Below are 14,225 nucleotides of genomic sequence, written 5' to 3'. Positions count from 1 at the left end.
CCAACGACTCGTTCAACGGGCATAAGGTCCTTCGCTCCGCTCAGGATGACAGACACTTTCACTTGCGCCCTCACACCCTCACACCCTCCTACCCTAACCACCCCCTACCCTCCCGCACTCACCAAATGCGTGTGGTCGCGCAGGATAGTTTGCAGGAAGGTTTCGTCGGGGAGGTCGGTGCGGATGGTGGTGAGGTTTTTCACTTTGTTGGCTACCTCGTGTAGCAATAGGTAGTTACTGCGCTGCATGCCCTGTTGCAGCAACCGCCGAATCAGGGCCACGTCGTGGTCGGAGAGCTGGGCGGCTTGCGGGAATACTACTTGGTAGTTGGCATCGGATAGGTAGGCGGCTGGGGTGGCGTGCTGCGCGCGCGGGCGCAGGCTGACCACGGTAGTACCAGCTGCCAAGTCGCCGAGGCGCTGGCCGCGGCCGTTGATGAGGATGGTAAGCACCGCCAGCGCCCCCGAGAAAGCCAAAATCTCGATGGGCCGCAACAGCCACCGCAGCAGGTAGTCGCCTAGTCCGGCGGGCGTACCATCCAGCCGTACTACCCGAATGTGGCGCGCTTTCTTGCCCAGGCTCTGGCCGTTGAAAAATATCTCGCAGGCCGGAAAATAGACCAACGTAGGGAATATGAGCAGAAAAATACCAATGGGGCCGGGATTGAAATTCAGCTGCGCTGCCAGCACTGCCCACAGCAGCGCCCATACTCCATACAGCAGATAATCCAGGAAAGCCGCCAGTATTCGGTCGCCCACGCTGGCTATTTCGTACTCCAGCGTTACATTTTGGGTGGTATGAATGCGAATGGTACTCATATACAGGAAGAAGAATAGCTGCGTCGAACGTCGGATCGACAAATTTTTATAGAAGCTGGGTTGCGTACCGCAGATTTTGGTTGGACCTTAGAACGGAAAAGGTCCTCTGAATAGGCCGAAACGCAGATGCAATTGGCTGCTGCCACGTTTCGCTGTACCGGAGACTGTTTCGCAAGGTTAACTAGTCGAAATATAATGCGGGAAGCTATTTTTTTGCGACAAAACGAGGAACGCTGGCGGCAGTATGAGCGCCAGCCCCCTTCCGGTCCCGATGAGCTGGCGGCCCGCTTTGTAGCCCTCACCGACGACTTGGCCTTCGCCCAAACCTTCTACCCCGACTCCCCTACCACTCAGTATCTCAACGTCCTTACTAGCAAGCTGCACCAGGCGCTCTATAAGAACAAACCCGAGCGCACGGGGCGGTTCCGGCAGTTCTGGGCGCAGGAGCTGCCCTTGGTGGTAGCCCGCCACCACGGCACCCTGCTGGCCACGCTGCTGCTGTTTCTGCTGTTCACATCGCTTGGCGCCCTTTCTGCCGCCTACGACGACACCTTTGTGCGCGTGGTGCTCGGCGACGGCTACGTAAACCAAACCCTGGCCAACATTGCCAAGGGCGACCCCATGGCTATCTACAAAAGCCAGGATGAAACCCCAATGTTCTTGTTCATCACGGTCAACAACATTCGGGTGGCGCTCATGACGTTTGCCGCCGGCATTGCGGCGGGCCTGGGCACCGTATTTCTGCTGTTTCAAAATGGTGTGATGCTGGGCTCCTTCCAGTATTTCTTTTACCAGAAAGGCGTGCTCCTACCCTCGGTGCTCACCATCTGGATACACGGCACGCTGGAAATATCGGCCATTGTGCTGGCTGGCGGCGCGGGCTTGGTCATGGCGCGAGGCTTCCTGTTTCCGGGCACCTTTTCCCGCGCCGCCGCCTTCCGCCAGTCGGCCCGCGATGGATTGAAGATTGCCATCGGCCTGGTACCTATTTTCATAGTAGCTGGCTTTCTGGAAGGCTTCGTAACCCGCCACACCGAAATGCCGATGGCGCTGAGCCTGCTGATTATCGGCACGTCGGCGGCGTTCATCATCGGGTACTTTGTGGTCTATCCGCGGCTGATGCAGCGCCGCGCTAACGCTTTGTAATACACTTACTTTCCTTATTCTATGCGCAATACGTTTACACACGAGTTAGACTACCGCCAGGAGCGGGATTTCGGACAGAAAATCAACGCGACGTTCGCCTTTCTTCAGGCCCAGGGCCGGCCGCTGGGTCGTGTGCTACTTTACATAGTATTGCCCGTGGCGCTGCTCAGCGGCATCGGTATGGGTATTGGGCAGGCTGGTATTTTCAGTATGCTAGGGCAAGGTAGCCGCAGTATGACCGCCGGGCCTTTTGGCTCTGTAAGCAACGGCTTAGCCTTTGCCATTGGTGTGACCGGGGCGCTGCTTACGTATCTGCTGCTCACGGCTACCCTCTACGAGTACGTGCGCCTGCGCATGGCCTTGCCTGCCGAAGAAGAAGTGACGCCCGCTCTCGTATGGCCCCACGTACGCACCTCGGCGTGGTGGATACTACTATCGGGTATTGTATTGGCCGTGCTGACCAGCGTAGGCTTCGTTTTTCTATTCTTCCCCGGTGTGTACCTGGCCGTGGCGCTATCCCCGTTTTTCGCCGTGATGGTTATGGAGCGCAACGGGTTCAGCAAGAACTTCAGCCGCTGCTTCGAGCTGGTAAGCGGCTATTGGTGGGCTACGTTCGGGCTGCTTTTCGTGATGTGGATCATTCAAAGCTTCGTAGGTCTTGTGTTTCAGATCCCAACATACCTACTCATGGGCTTGAAAATAGCGAGTATTCCCATCCCCGGCGAGGGGATATTGACCATAGCTGCCCGTACGTTTGCTACGATAGGGCAAGTGCTGCTCTACGCGCCTACCATGCTGGCTCTTCTCTTTCAATATTTCAATCTGATTGAAATCAAAGATGGTGTAGGAATGCGCCACTTGGTTGATAGCATCGGGCAGCAGCCCACTACACCGGTTTCCTCCGCCGCCTACCGTCCCGATGAGGAAGGCGAATATTGAGTTGTGAGCGTTGGTTGCTAGCTATGGGTTTTATACGGGGCCGCGTAGCGGCCAAAGGTTTGTAGAGGAGCATTAGCGTTAAAATACGCGCCGCGTAGCGGTGCAAGAATCAGCCAAGCTCCCCTTGCACCGCTACGCGGCGCGGGTCAACGAAAACCAGCGGTACTACAAACCTTTGGCCGCTACGCGGCCCCGCATAACTGGCAACCCAATTAATCTTTAAAATAAATTATCATCTGCTTTGGCTTCTTTCTGGATTCGGTGGGGTAGGGTGCTGCTGATGCTTTTGCTCGTGAGCGGCGCGCCGGCTAGCGCGGCCCCTACCCCTTCGCCTGCTCAGACAGCGCAAGCAGCCTCTCTACCCCCCGTACGCCTGCGCCGCCCCGACCCCGAGCAGCTACGGGACTTCCGCGCCCAGCGCGATTTTCAATACGTGGAGGTGCGCAGCGAAATGAGCCCGTGGGACCTGTTCTGGTCACGGGTGTGGGAGCGCGTGGGCGAGTGGCTGAGCAGCCGCAGCTACCACGGCTTCTGGCGTTACGTGTTTTACGCTCTGTTTCTGGGCGCCTTGGTTTTTGTGATTTTGAAGCTATTGCAGGTAGACATCACGGGCGCTTTCGGCCGCAACCCGCGCCGCGCCGCGCTGGCCTACGACACCGAGGCAGAAGACATTCACGCCCTCGACTTTCCTACCCTTCTGGCCGAGGCCGAAACGGCTGGCAACTACCGCTTGGCCGTGCGCCTGGGCTACCTGCAAGCCCTCAAGCAGCTCACCGATGCCGGCCACCTGGAATGGCAGCCCGATAAAACCAACCTCACTTACGAGCGCGAGCTGCCAGCCGGCCCCCTACGCACGGCTTTCGCGGAAGTGTCGCGGCAGTTTGAGTACGTGTGGTACGGCGAGCTAACGCTTACGCCCGAGCACTACGCCCACACCCGCGCCAGCCGGCAGGCGTTGCTGGCCCAACTCAGCGACTGACGCGCCGCCTAACGCTACTGCTCCTCATGACAACATTTCGCTGGTATTTGCTGGGACTTGTGGCGCTGTTTGTGGGCTACGTGGCGCTGGAGTACTACCGCCCCAAGCCCATCGACTGGACGCCTACCTTCCGCAACCAGGATAAAATTCCGTACGGCACCTACGTGCTCTACCAAACGCTGCCCGAGGTGCTGGACGGACGCGTGCAGCCCGTGCGCCTCCCCATCTACAACCAGCTGGCAGATGATTACGCCGACCCCGCAGAAGCCAACGAGCTGGAAACGGACGAGTTGGAAGCGGAGGAGCTGGAAATGGAGGAGTCGGAAGCCGATACGGCTGCGCTGCCGGCGCCAATAGTTGCCGCGCCTCTCACGGCGCTGCCGCTCGCCGAGCGCAGCCAGTACGTCTTCATCCACTCCGAATTCAACGTTAGTCGTCCCGACTTGCACACGCTGTTGCGCTACGTGGCGCGGGGCAACACGGTCTTCATTGCCGCCAACGAGTTTTCGCGGGCCCTGCGCGATACGCTGCATTTCAGTACGCACACATTTCTGGCCCAGGATACGCTCGGCAATGCCCTACCCTCCGACTCTGTCACGCTGCGCCTGCTGGCCCCTACCCTGCGGCGGGCGGCGGGCCCGCAGTTTCGCTACCCGCTCCTGAATGCCTCCACGCGCCTGCTCAACGACAGCCTCGGACAGTTGCAGCCCTTGGCCGTGGACGCCCGCAACCGCATCGTGCTAGCGCGCTGCGCCTACGGGCACGGCTACTTCTACCTCAGCTCGGTGCCGATGGCGTTTACCAACTACTTCGTGCTGCACCCCCAAACCAGCAACTTCGCCTACGCTGCCCTTTCCTACCTACCCGCCGGCCGCCCTACCCTGTGGGACGAATACCAAAAGCAGGGCCGTGAGGGCCAGCAAAGCCTGCTGCGCGTGCTCCTGAACCACGATGCGCTACGAGTGGCCTACTACCTGTTTTGCGTGGGTGTGCTGCTGTTCATGGTGTTTGAGGCCCGACGGCGCCAGCGCATTATTCCTGTGTTACGGCCGCTGCCCAATACTACGCTGCTGTTCACGCGCACGGTGGCGTCGCTCTACCGCCAGGGCAGCAACCACGCCCTTATTGCCGAAAAGAAAATCGATCTGTTTCTGGACTATCTGCGCACTCGCTTTCAGGAGCCTACCTCTGACCTCAACGACGAAGCTTTCCAGGAGCGAGTAGCGCAGAAAGCCGGCGTACCCCGCCCGCAGGTGGATGCATTGTTGCGCCGAATTAACTTTATTCGCACGGCTCCGGCTGTATCAGATCAGGAGCTGCTGCGCTTGAGCAAGGAATTGCAGCAGTTCAAAAGGTCGTCTCGATAGAATTGTATTAAACACTAAAATATGATTTTATTTATTTTGCATTATTTTAATAAACACTTCTAAAGCATTATTACATATAATAAACAAAAATATAGCTTATACATAATTTAATTATTCCATCCCAACTCTCTGCTTCTACTTTATCTCATGGAATCTAATTCCACTTCTGAATTCTCATCTGAGCCTACCCAACCTACCCCGCCGGTAGCTGAATCCTTCACCGCAGCCCGCACCGACTTCAGCCGCCTGACGACGGCGGTAGCAGCCATCCGCCAGGAGATGGGCAAGGTAATCGTGGGCCAGCATGATTTGCTGGAAATGCTGCTCACCGCCATTCTGGCCGATGGGCACGTGCTGTTGGAAGGCGTGCCGGGGGTAGCCAAAACGCTCACCGCCAAACTACTCGCCCGCACGCTGGACGTGCCCTTCAGTCGCCTCCAGTTCACGCCCGACCTAATGCCTTCTGACGTGCTGGGCACCTCGGTTTTCCGGCCTAACACCGCCGATTTCGAGTTTCGGCCCGGCCCCATTTTCGCCAGCGTGGTGCTAATTGACGAAATCAACCGCGCGCCGGCCAAAACGCAGTCAGCGCTCTTTGAGGTGATGGAGGAACGTCATATCACGCAAGACGGCACCACATACCCCATGCAGGAGCCCTTTGTGGTGCTGGCGACCCAAAACCCAGTGGAGCAGGAAGGCACCTACCGTCTACCCGAGGCCCAGCTCGACCGTTTCCTGTTCAAGCTAAACGTAGGCTACCCTACCCTGGAGGATGAAATAGCCATCTTACAAGGCCACCATGCGGGCTTCGGTGGCACGCCGCTGGAGGTGGTGCAGCAAGTGCTGTCGGCGGAAGATATTGCAGCCCTACGCCGGCAGGTGCGCCAGCAGCGCGTGGAGCCGAAGCTGCTGGAATACATTGCCCGCCTGGTAGGCCAGACGCGCGCCCACAAGGGCCTCTACCTGGGAGCATCGCCGCGGGCGTCGCTAGCCCTACTCAACGGCGCCAAAGCCCTAGCCGCCCTCCGCGGCCGCGACTTCGTGACGCCCGACGATGTGCAGTTTCTGGCCCCCGCCGTGCTACGCCACCGAATCCTGCTCACGCCCGAGCGCGAAATGGAAGGCCTCACGGCCGATGAGATTGTGAAACAGATTGTGCAGCAGATTGAAGTGCCACGGTAGAATCAATGAGTAGAAAATATCTGTCATCCTGAGCTTGCGAAGGACCTTTTCACGCGAGAACGACTATCGTATCAACGACTCGTTCTCGCGTGAAAAGGTCCTTCGCAAGCTCAGGATGACAGACGCTTTTCGCACGCAGCTCACATCTCGCCTCTGAAACCCAATGAAATCCCTCTTCCTCACCACCCGCTTTTTCATTCTGCTTGCGGCGCTGACAACTGGCTTCGTGGTGGCCTTTTTCCTACCCTCGTTGTTAGGGCCGATGCAGGTAGTGCTGGGGTTACTGGTGGTACTGGCGGCACTGGATCTGCTGCTGCTGTACGCTCCCGGTGCCAATGGCGGTGGGCAGGTGTTTGGGCGGCGCGTGCTGGGCGAGAAGCTCGCCAATGGCTCCGACAACGACATTGCCATCTACCTTGAAAACCGCTACCGCTTCGCCGTTCATACCAAAACCATTGACGAGATTCCGCACCAGTTTCAGCGGCGCGACGTACTGTTTCGGGCGGCGCTGAAGGCGGGCGAAACGCGGGTGATTCACTACCAGCTGCGGCCTACCAAGCGCGGCGAGTATTCGTTTGGGGCTGTGAATGTATTTGTGGCGTCGCCACTAGGGCTGGTGCGGCGACGCTTCCGCTACGGGCAAGAGCAGATGGTGCCGGTGTATCCGTCGTTTTTACAGATGCGGCAGTACGAGCTGCTGGCCATCAGCAACCGCCTCACGGAGGTAGGCGTGAAGCGCATCCGGCGAGTAGGCCAAAGCATGGAGTTTGAGCAGATTCGCCCCTACGTGGCCGGCGACGACCCGCGCAACATCAATTGGAAAGCCTCGGCCCGCCGCGCCGGCACCGGCATCGACTCCCTGGTGGTCAACCACTTTCAGGATGAGCGCGCCCAGCAAGTGTATTGCCTGATTGACAAAGGCCGGGTGATGCGGATGCCCTTTCACGGCCTCAGCCTGCTCGACTATGCCATCAATGCTACCCTGGTGGTCAGCAACATTGCCCTGCTTAAGCACGACAAAGCCGGACTCGTCACGTTTGCCAACAAGTTGAGCACGCTGATACCCGCCGAACGCCGCAGCGGCCACCTGCGCAAGCTGCTGGAAGTGCTCTACCGCCAGCGCACCAAGTACCTCGAAACCAGCTTCGAAACGCTGTATACGGCCGTCAAAACCAACATCCGCCAGCGTAGCTTACTGATTCTGTTCACCAATTTCGAAACATTGAGCGGCATGCAGCGCCAGCTTCCCTACCTGCGCCGCCTCGCCAAAGACCACCTGCTGCTGGTGGTGTTCTTCGAGAATACGGAGTTGCACCAGTTTCTGGATACGCCCGCCCAAACAACGGAAGAAGTATATAACCAGACCATTGCCGAGAAATTTGCCCAGGAGAAACGGCAGATTGTGCTGGAATTGCAACGCCACGGCATGCACGCGCTACTCACGGCGCCCGAGCAACTCACGGTGAATACGCTCAACCGCTACCTGGAATTCAAGGCGCGAGGGCTGATTTAAGGATTCCTCGCAGAGGTTCGCAGTGTTCTAACGCATGTCTGCGAGACATACCGGGAACTGCGCCAGCAGGCATTTTGCATCGGGACAACTACCTTGCAGTTCTCCCATCTCTGTCTGCGTATGCTTTTTTCTCTTCGTTGCGGGCTGTTACTGCTCGTTTCACTGCTGCTTGCGGTGGTCGGTCAGGCTCAACAAGCGCCTACTTCCTCCTCCACGCACAACCTGATGCCGGTGCCCGCCCAGGCCATCTGGGGCGCGGCGCGGCTGCCGTTACGCGCTACCTTCACCTACCGCATCACCGCCGATACCCAGCCGGATACCACCGTAGCGGCAGCGGCACGGCGCGTACAAACCCGCTTGCTCCGACAGCTCGGCACGGCGCGGCCAACCGCCAAAACAGCAGCCAGCAAAACGGCCCCTACCCTCAGCATCCGGTACGGTAAGCCGGGCCGCATGATAGATGGCGACGAGGAACGCTACGCCCTGCGCGTGACGCCTATGGGTATTTCCCTCACCGCCCCTACCAGCCTGGGTGCTTTGCGCGGACTAGCCACGCTGGAACAGCTCGTAACGAAAGAGAAAAACGCGCTGTATTTTCCCGAAGTCGATATTCAGGACCAGCCGCGGTTTGGGTGGCGGGGGCTGCTGATTGACGCGGCCCGCCACTTCATGCCCGTGTCCGTCATTAAGCGCAATCTGGATGCCATGGCGGCTGTGAAGCTGAACGTGCTGCACTGGCATTTGTCGGATGATCAGGGCTTTCGAGTGGAAAGTCAGCGGCTGCCGCGCCTGGCGCAGGTAGGCGGCGAAGGACAATTTTACACGCAGGCCCAGGTGCGGGAGGTGCAGCGCTACGCGGCGGCGCGGGGCATACGAGTGGTGCCGGAGTTCGACATGCCGGGCCACGCCACCGCCTGGCTGGCCGCCTACCCCGAGCTGGCTTCCAACGATTCCACCTACGGCGTGGCCTCGCGCTGGGGCGTGCTCAACATTGCCATGGACCCTACCCGCGAAACCACCTACGCGTTGCTGGATACATTGCTAGGCGAGATGACGCAACTCTTCTCCGACCCCTACTTCCACATTGGCGGCGATGAAAACGATGGCCGGCAGTGGCTGCGCAACCCGCGCATTGTGCAGTTTATGAAGGAGCAGAAGCTGGTGAAAAGCAACGGGCAGCCCGACAAACACGCTCTGCAAACCTACTTCAACCGCCGCATCCTGACCATGCTCACCAAGTACAACAAGAAGATGATAGGCTGGGATGAAATCCTAGGTCCAGGCCTGCCCGAATCGGCTGTCATCCAAAGCTGGCGCGGCAAAAAGGGCCTGTATGATGCCGTGAAGACCAATCACCCCGCCATTCTCTCCAACGGCTACTACATCGACCTGAACTATTCAGCCGCCAGCCACTACGCCGTAGACCCGCTGCCTGCCGATGCGCCCCTCACCGAGGCCCAGAAAAAGCTGGTTCTGGGTGGCGAAGCCACCATGTGGGCTGAATTCGCAGATAGCGTTATTGTGGATAGCCGCATCTGGCCCCGCACCGCGGCCATTGCCGAGCGGTTCTGGTCGCCGGCTACGGTTACCGATGTGCCGGATATGTATCGCCGCCTTGCCATTGTATCGACGCAATTAGAACGGCTGGGTATACGCCATCGGCGCGTTCCGGAGCAATTGCTGCGCGAGCTGGCGGCTGGGCAAAACGTGGCCCCGCTCCGTACGTTTGCCAGCGTGCTGGAGCCGGTGAAGGAGTACAAGCGCCACTTTCAGGGAATGAAATACACGACCCAAACCCTGCTCAACCGCCTGGTAGACGCTGCCCCCGCTGAGTCGGACGCGGCGCGGGAGTTTGGCGTGGCAGTAGATGCTCTGCTGGCGCAGGTAGGCGCTACGCCTGCCTCTCCCCTACCTGCCGAAGCGCTACCGGCGCTGGCGGCGGTACGGGCTCCCCTCATTCAGTGGCAGGCCAACGATGTGAAATTGCAGCCGCTATTCAATACATCTGCCAGTTTGCGTGAGTACGGCCCACTCTCGGCCCGCCTCAGCGCGCTTTCGGCGCTGGCGTTGGAGCGGTTGCAACTACTGGAACAAGGTCAAACACCTACTACGGCCTGGAAAACTAGCGCACAACAACAGTTGGAAGCGGCTAAAGCACCTGCTGGCCAGGCAGAGTTGGCGGTGCTACCAACATTACAAAAACTACTGAATTTTTAAGATATACAATTTAAGATTATGAGAAGAGACATTGAATTAGTTAAAAGCATTTTAGAATACTTCGAGGCTAAAACAGATTTCCATCACGAAGAACATATTGTAATAGACGGTTATTCATCTAATCTGATTAAATATCATTTACAGATAATGTATGAAGCTGGTTTTATAAATGCAGAACCTATACAGAGTCAAAAAGGCAGATTATACAGTCTATTGCCTTTCAGACTTACTTGGCAGGGCCATGAATTCTTAGACACGATAAGGAGCAAAAAAACATGGAGTAGAATCAAATCTATTGTTCAATCAAAAGGTTTAGATTTAAGTTTTGAAGTAATTAAAAAATTAGCTGACAAATTAACAGAAGACGATTTAACTAAAGGTTTATTCTCTTAAAATAGTACCGATACTTGCATCCTACCTGTATGCACCGCTTGCAGGCCGTTGGGCTTGCGGCCGTCGTAGGCCACGGTGATGTTCAACCCATTGCTGAGGCGCTGTTCTAGGTTCAGATTCCAGGTGATGTTGTTGCCGGGGCGTAGGGCTTGCAGGATTTCCAGACCCACTACCGAGGCCACATCGCCGTCAAACCCTACCCGCACGTAGCGCGTGGCGGCCGTGATGGTGCGCTTGCTCACCTGGCTCACGCGGGTTTCAATGCCTAGCTGATCGAAGGCGCCACGGGCGTCGGCATCGGTACCATCCTTGAAGGTATTCTGCTTCACGGTGCGCAGGTAGGTACCCGTGAAGCGCAGGGTGCTGCTAGGCTGGTAGCTGATTTCGGGGGCTACCTCGTAGAGCCGCAGCCGGTAGTTGCGCGTGTCCAGGTAGCTCGACTCGTTGCCGCGCACACTCTGCGACACCGTGAAGCGCCCCGTAAACTGCTGGGCCAGCGTACGGCGCAACAACAAGCTCTGCGACGCCAAATTGCGGATATCGAAACCTTGCGTGAGCAATACTTTCTGCTGGGTTTGCTGGGCTGTCAACTCAGCTCCAAAAATTGGGTTGGAGCGATTGAAGTACAGCGTGTTGCGCAACAGCTTGTTCATCCCTAGCAGTTGGTTGTCTTCTACTTGGTAAGAAAATGGATTCAGGCGCGCCCGCAGGCTGTTATCGGTGGTACGGCTGTCGAGCGTGACGGTGGTAATGGCCGAAAACCGCGCCACGAAGCTCAGCAGCTTACCTGCCTCGCGCCAGCCGCGGGGCGCGGTGGTACTCAGGCGGTAGCTCAGACGGTTGGTATAGGCCGTGATGTACTGATCGGTGGGTAGATACACCTTGATATACGTCCGGTACTGGGCATCCGAGGTAGGCGCCTCGAAGAACTCGTCTTTGTCCTGGCGGCCGTTGCCGTTGGCGTCGCCGCCGTAGTAGTGCGTGCCCTGCCCATTGGTGACGGGTAGGAAGGAATAGTCCCGCCGTAGCTCGCGGCCGGTGGCCACGCTATAGCTCAGTTCCGAGCGAAACACGTTATCGAGGAACGTCGCGTTCCAGTCTACCTTGCCCAGCACCGTGCGCTGGCGGGCGCTGTCGCGGGCTATCAGGTCGCGGTAGGTGGCCACCAGCGCAATATCCTGGTTGCGGCCGATGCGACTAGCCAACGAGCCCTGCCAGGTTTGGCCGCGGCCGCGGGTTTGCAGCTCGTTGTTGAGGGGCGTCTGGTCGCGGCGGTAGGTGTAGTCGAGGCGGAAGCGGGTGCGAGCTGAGTCGCGGCTCTGCACAAACACCTGGTGCTCGTCGTAGTAGTTGGCCGTGAATAGTGAGTCGCCGTTGGGTAGGGCCACGCGGTTTTTATCGAAGCGGTAGGCGTAGCCGGGTACCACGGGGCCGGCCACGTAGCGCGCCGTGGCCTCGCCCCGTGCCCACTGCGACTCGCGCCGCCCTACCTGTGCATTCAGCAGAAATAGGTTGCCCCGCAGCTGCACGTCGCCCAGCTGGTGCGCGGCTTCCAGCCAGTGCTGGGTACCGTCTACCTCCGTGGCGCGGTAGCGCCGGCTCAGGCGGTAGCTGATGCTGTTGTTGATATCCTTCACCGCACCCACCGAAAAATTCAAGATGTTGTCTTCCCGCGGCGTCAGGCTATTGGTGTTGGTTTGGGCGGCTACCGTGCCGCTGATGTTGTTGCTCCAGTTGCGGTCAAACTCAATATCGCGGTAGCGGTCAATCGGCGAAAACCGGTGACTGGTATACTCAAACGTAAGGTCACTCTGCAAGCGGTAGTCGCGCAGGCCCGGCAGGTTGATGCGGCGATTCTGCACGGCATAGCCCACGCGCATGGCCTGTCCCTGCGCCACCTCCGGCGAGAATCGGTTCACATCCAGCTGCGACGACGCCACGTCCACAAACACGCTGGCCGTCGAATCGACTTGATACGTGGCCCCGGCCGTGGCCATTTGCTTGAGCAGTGGGGTAGGCAGCAGGCGCACCGGCGCGTAGCTGCCCTGCGGCACGCCGTTCAGGGGCTCTATATAGCGGTACACCTGCCCGTTGGCGCTGGCATTAGCCGTGCTCACGATGTAATCCCCTCGGTTAGGCCCCAGGTTGGTGAAGCGCACATTATACACGCCGCGTAAAGTGTCGGCCCCCGTGGCAAACTGGTACACCACACGCCGGTTGCCGTTGTCGTCAGTCACCACATTACGGTTGTACTGCACCTGGTTGCGGTTATACGTCACGGAGTCAACGCCGGAGGTAGTCGCAAGACTCACATCGTTGCCGATGCTGCGCAGGCGGGCGCGGTCGGCTTCACTCAGCGTCAGGTTGGGCGAGTTGTCGGGGTTGTCAGCCTCGCGGTAGTAGTTGGCCCGCACCTGCAACTTGCCCAGCTGCTGGTAGTGACTGAGGGTAGTAAGCGAACGGGAATAGTTGAAATCAGAATACTCAAACTCTACCTTGATGCGCGAATTACTGGTAATGAGGTGGTTGGGCGTGAAGGTGATTTCCGCCTGATTGTAATCTACAATGTAGTCGAAATCGAAGCCCCGCGTCAGCAGGCGACCATCCAGGTACACACGCTCGGAATTGGCGAGTAGGATAATGAACTGCTCGCCATTCGGCCCGCGCATCCGGTAGGGTCCCTGCACGTTGTCGATGGGCAACACGTCGATAGAGGCAAACTTGCCCTTGGCTACGCCCGCCGCTACCATGGTGCTGCTGCGTGCCCGCGGCCCCTGCTTGAAATTGGCTTCAATGGCCGCTCCCTGAATGTTCTTGTAGTAGCGCAGAAAGTAATCGGGCTTGTTGCGTAGCACCACATCACCGGCCGTCAGGCTCCAGTTGGGGTGCGTAAGGGTCACGTAAATCCGGTCGAACTCCTGTAATTGCTGGGTATTGCCCTCCGGCTGAAATGGCACATTCTGGTCGGAAATAGCCGCCGTCAGGTTGATTTTGTCCGTCAGCTTGCCTTCCAGTTGCAGGTTCAGGGCTGAGTTCACGAACACGTTCTGCGTGTTGCCAAACGATACGCCCCGCGACAAATTCCCGGTTTTGTTGATGCCTGGCGTACTCAAAATCTGCTCTTTCACCGCAAAATCCTCGTACCCCACCGGCTTTTCGCGAAAAGCCACGCTATCCAACAAACTACGCGGGCGACGGTAGCGCGGCGCAGCCAGCGCCAACGGTAGCACCCGGTAGCTCACCAGCACTGAGTCAGCCTCCTGACGGGGTAGAATGAGGTCAGGCTGTCCCGGCTCGGGCGAGGGGTAGCGCGTGCGCTGGCGCAAAAACTGGTAAGTGTCGGTGCGAACATCGTAGGCCACCGTATGCCCCGACACCGTTACGGAGGTAGGCACCACCGTCAGCGAATCGGGTAGGCGAAACGTGGCCGTATCGCGGGCGGGCGCCAGCTGTACCCAGCGGCAGCGACGGGTACTGGGCGGCCCGGCCTCTTGGGCCAGCAGCGGCCCCCGCGCCGCCAAGAATAGCAACAACAGGCAGCCCCAGCGCAAGAATTGACGCGTAAAGCTTTTCCTCATGCCATTCAGTTTCGGCCCTTACTTAGTTGCTACCTAACGCACATCTACCCACGATTCGTGCCGAGTGGTGAAATAGTGAAGTTGTGAACTGGT

10 protein-coding genes are annotated in these 14,225 nt (G+C 58.4%); 8 read left to right on the top strand and 2 right to left on the bottom strand.

Features of this window, described 5'->3' with window-relative positions; all coding sequences use genetic code 11:
• Window positions 1-104: 104 nt before the first annotated feature.
• Window positions 105-818, bottom strand: coding sequence for an RDD family protein (locus tag KYK14_RS19335; protein ID WP_219161169.1), 714 nt, complete (start codon window positions 816-818; stop codon window positions 105-107).
• 195 nt (window positions 819-1,013) lie between these two features.
• Here KYK14_RS19335 and KYK14_RS19330 point away from each other — a divergent pair, with 195 nt between their 5' ends.
• The 8 genes from KYK14_RS19330 to KYK14_RS19295 all read left to right on the top strand — a co-directional run bounded on the left by KYK14_RS19330 (window position 1,014) and on the right by KYK14_RS19295 (window position 10,554).
• Window positions 1,014-1,964, top strand: coding sequence for a stage II sporulation protein M (locus tag KYK14_RS19330; RefSeq protein WP_219161166.1), 951 nt, complete (start codon window positions 1,014-1,016; stop codon window positions 1,962-1,964).
• Window positions 1,965-1,985: 21 nt separating this feature from the next.
• The gene (locus KYK14_RS19325; RefSeq protein ID WP_219161163.1) at window positions 1,986-2,903 is read left to right on the top strand and encodes a hypothetical protein; all 918 of its coding nucleotides are present in this window, start codon (window positions 1,986-1,988) and stop codon (window positions 2,901-2,903) included.
• A 241-nt stretch (window positions 2,904-3,144) separates the two neighbouring features.
• Entirely contained in the window at window positions 3,145-3,882 is a 738-nt protein-coding gene (locus KYK14_RS19320) for a DUF4129 domain-containing protein (RefSeq protein WP_219161160.1), read from the top strand.
• A 26-nt stretch (window positions 3,883-3,908) separates the two neighbouring features.
• The gene (locus tag KYK14_RS19315) at window positions 3,909-5,249 is read left to right on the top strand and encodes a DUF4350 domain-containing protein (protein WP_219161157.1); all 1,341 of its coding nucleotides are present in this window, start codon (window positions 3,909-3,911) and stop codon (window positions 5,247-5,249) included.
• 147 nt (window positions 5,250-5,396) lie between these two features.
• On the top strand, window positions 5,397-6,431 hold the full coding sequence (locus KYK14_RS19310) for an AAA family ATPase (RefSeq protein ID WP_219161154.1): 1,035 nt from the start codon (window positions 5,397-5,399) through the stop codon (window positions 6,429-6,431).
• 163 nt (window positions 6,432-6,594) lie between these two features.
• Window positions 6,595-7,944 (top strand): DUF58 domain-containing protein, encoded by a 1,350-nt coding sequence (locus tag KYK14_RS19305; protein WP_219161151.1) that lies wholly within the window; start codon window positions 6,595-6,597, stop codon window positions 7,942-7,944.
• A 120-nt stretch (window positions 7,945-8,064) separates the two neighbouring features.
• Window positions 8,065-10,161 carry a beta-N-acetylhexosaminidase gene (locus tag KYK14_RS19300; protein ID WP_219161148.1) on the top strand — a complete coding sequence of 699 codons (2,097 nt, stop codon included), beginning with the start codon at window positions 8,065-8,067 and terminating at the stop codon, window positions 10,159-10,161.
• Window positions 10,162-10,179: 18 nt separating this feature from the next.
• Window positions 10,180-10,554, top strand: coding sequence for a DUF2513 domain-containing protein (locus tag KYK14_RS19295; protein ID WP_219161145.1), 375 nt, complete (start codon window positions 10,180-10,182; stop codon window positions 10,552-10,554).
• Here the strand turns inward: KYK14_RS19295 and KYK14_RS19290 are convergent.
• Entirely contained in the window at window positions 10,551-14,132 is a 3,582-nt protein-coding gene (locus KYK14_RS19290) for a hypothetical protein (RefSeq protein WP_219161142.1), read from the bottom strand. The two genes, KYK14_RS19295 and KYK14_RS19290, sit on opposite strands and share 4 nt — an antisense overlap.
• Window positions 14,133-14,225: the final 93 nt, after the last annotated feature.

The sequence above is a fragment of the Hymenobacter profundi genome (genome assembly GCF_019334315.1).
GTDB lineage: Bacteria > Bacteroidota > Bacteroidia > Cytophagales > Hymenobacteraceae > Hymenobacter > Hymenobacter profundi.
Note: the sequence above shows the minus strand (reverse complement) of the source record. Positions and strands in the feature narration are given on the sequence as shown.

Coding starts and splice junctions, on each gene's coding strand:
- KYK14_RS19310 (WP_219161154.1), top strand. CDS start 5,397: ATGGAATCTAATTCCACTTCTGAATTCTCATCTGAGCCTACCCAACCT.
- KYK14_RS19295 (WP_219161145.1), top strand. CDS start 10,180: ATGAGAAGAGACATTGAATTAGTTAAAAGCATTTTAGAATACTTCGAG.
- KYK14_RS19325 (WP_219161163.1), top strand. CDS start 1,986: ATGCGCAATACGTTTACACACGAGTTAGACTACCGCCAGGAGCGGGAT.
- KYK14_RS19300 (WP_219161148.1), top strand. CDS start 8,065: ATGCTTTTTTCTCTTCGTTGCGGGCTGTTACTGCTCGTTTCACTGCTG.
- KYK14_RS19330 (WP_219161166.1), top strand. CDS start 1,014: ATGCGGGAAGCTATTTTTTTGCGACAAAACGAGGAACGCTGGCGGCAG.
- KYK14_RS19315 (WP_219161157.1), top strand. CDS start 3,909: ATGACAACATTTCGCTGGTATTTGCTGGGACTTGTGGCGCTGTTTGTG.
- KYK14_RS19305 (WP_219161151.1), top strand. CDS start 6,595: ATGAAATCCCTCTTCCTCACCACCCGCTTTTTCATTCTGCTTGCGGCG.
- KYK14_RS19335 (WP_219161169.1), bottom strand. CDS start 818: ATGAGTACCATTCGCATTCATACCACCCAAAATGTAACGCTGGAGTAC.
- KYK14_RS19290 (WP_219161142.1), bottom strand. CDS start 14,132: ATGAGGAAAAGCTTTACGCGTCAATTCTTGCGCTGGGGCTGCCTGTTG.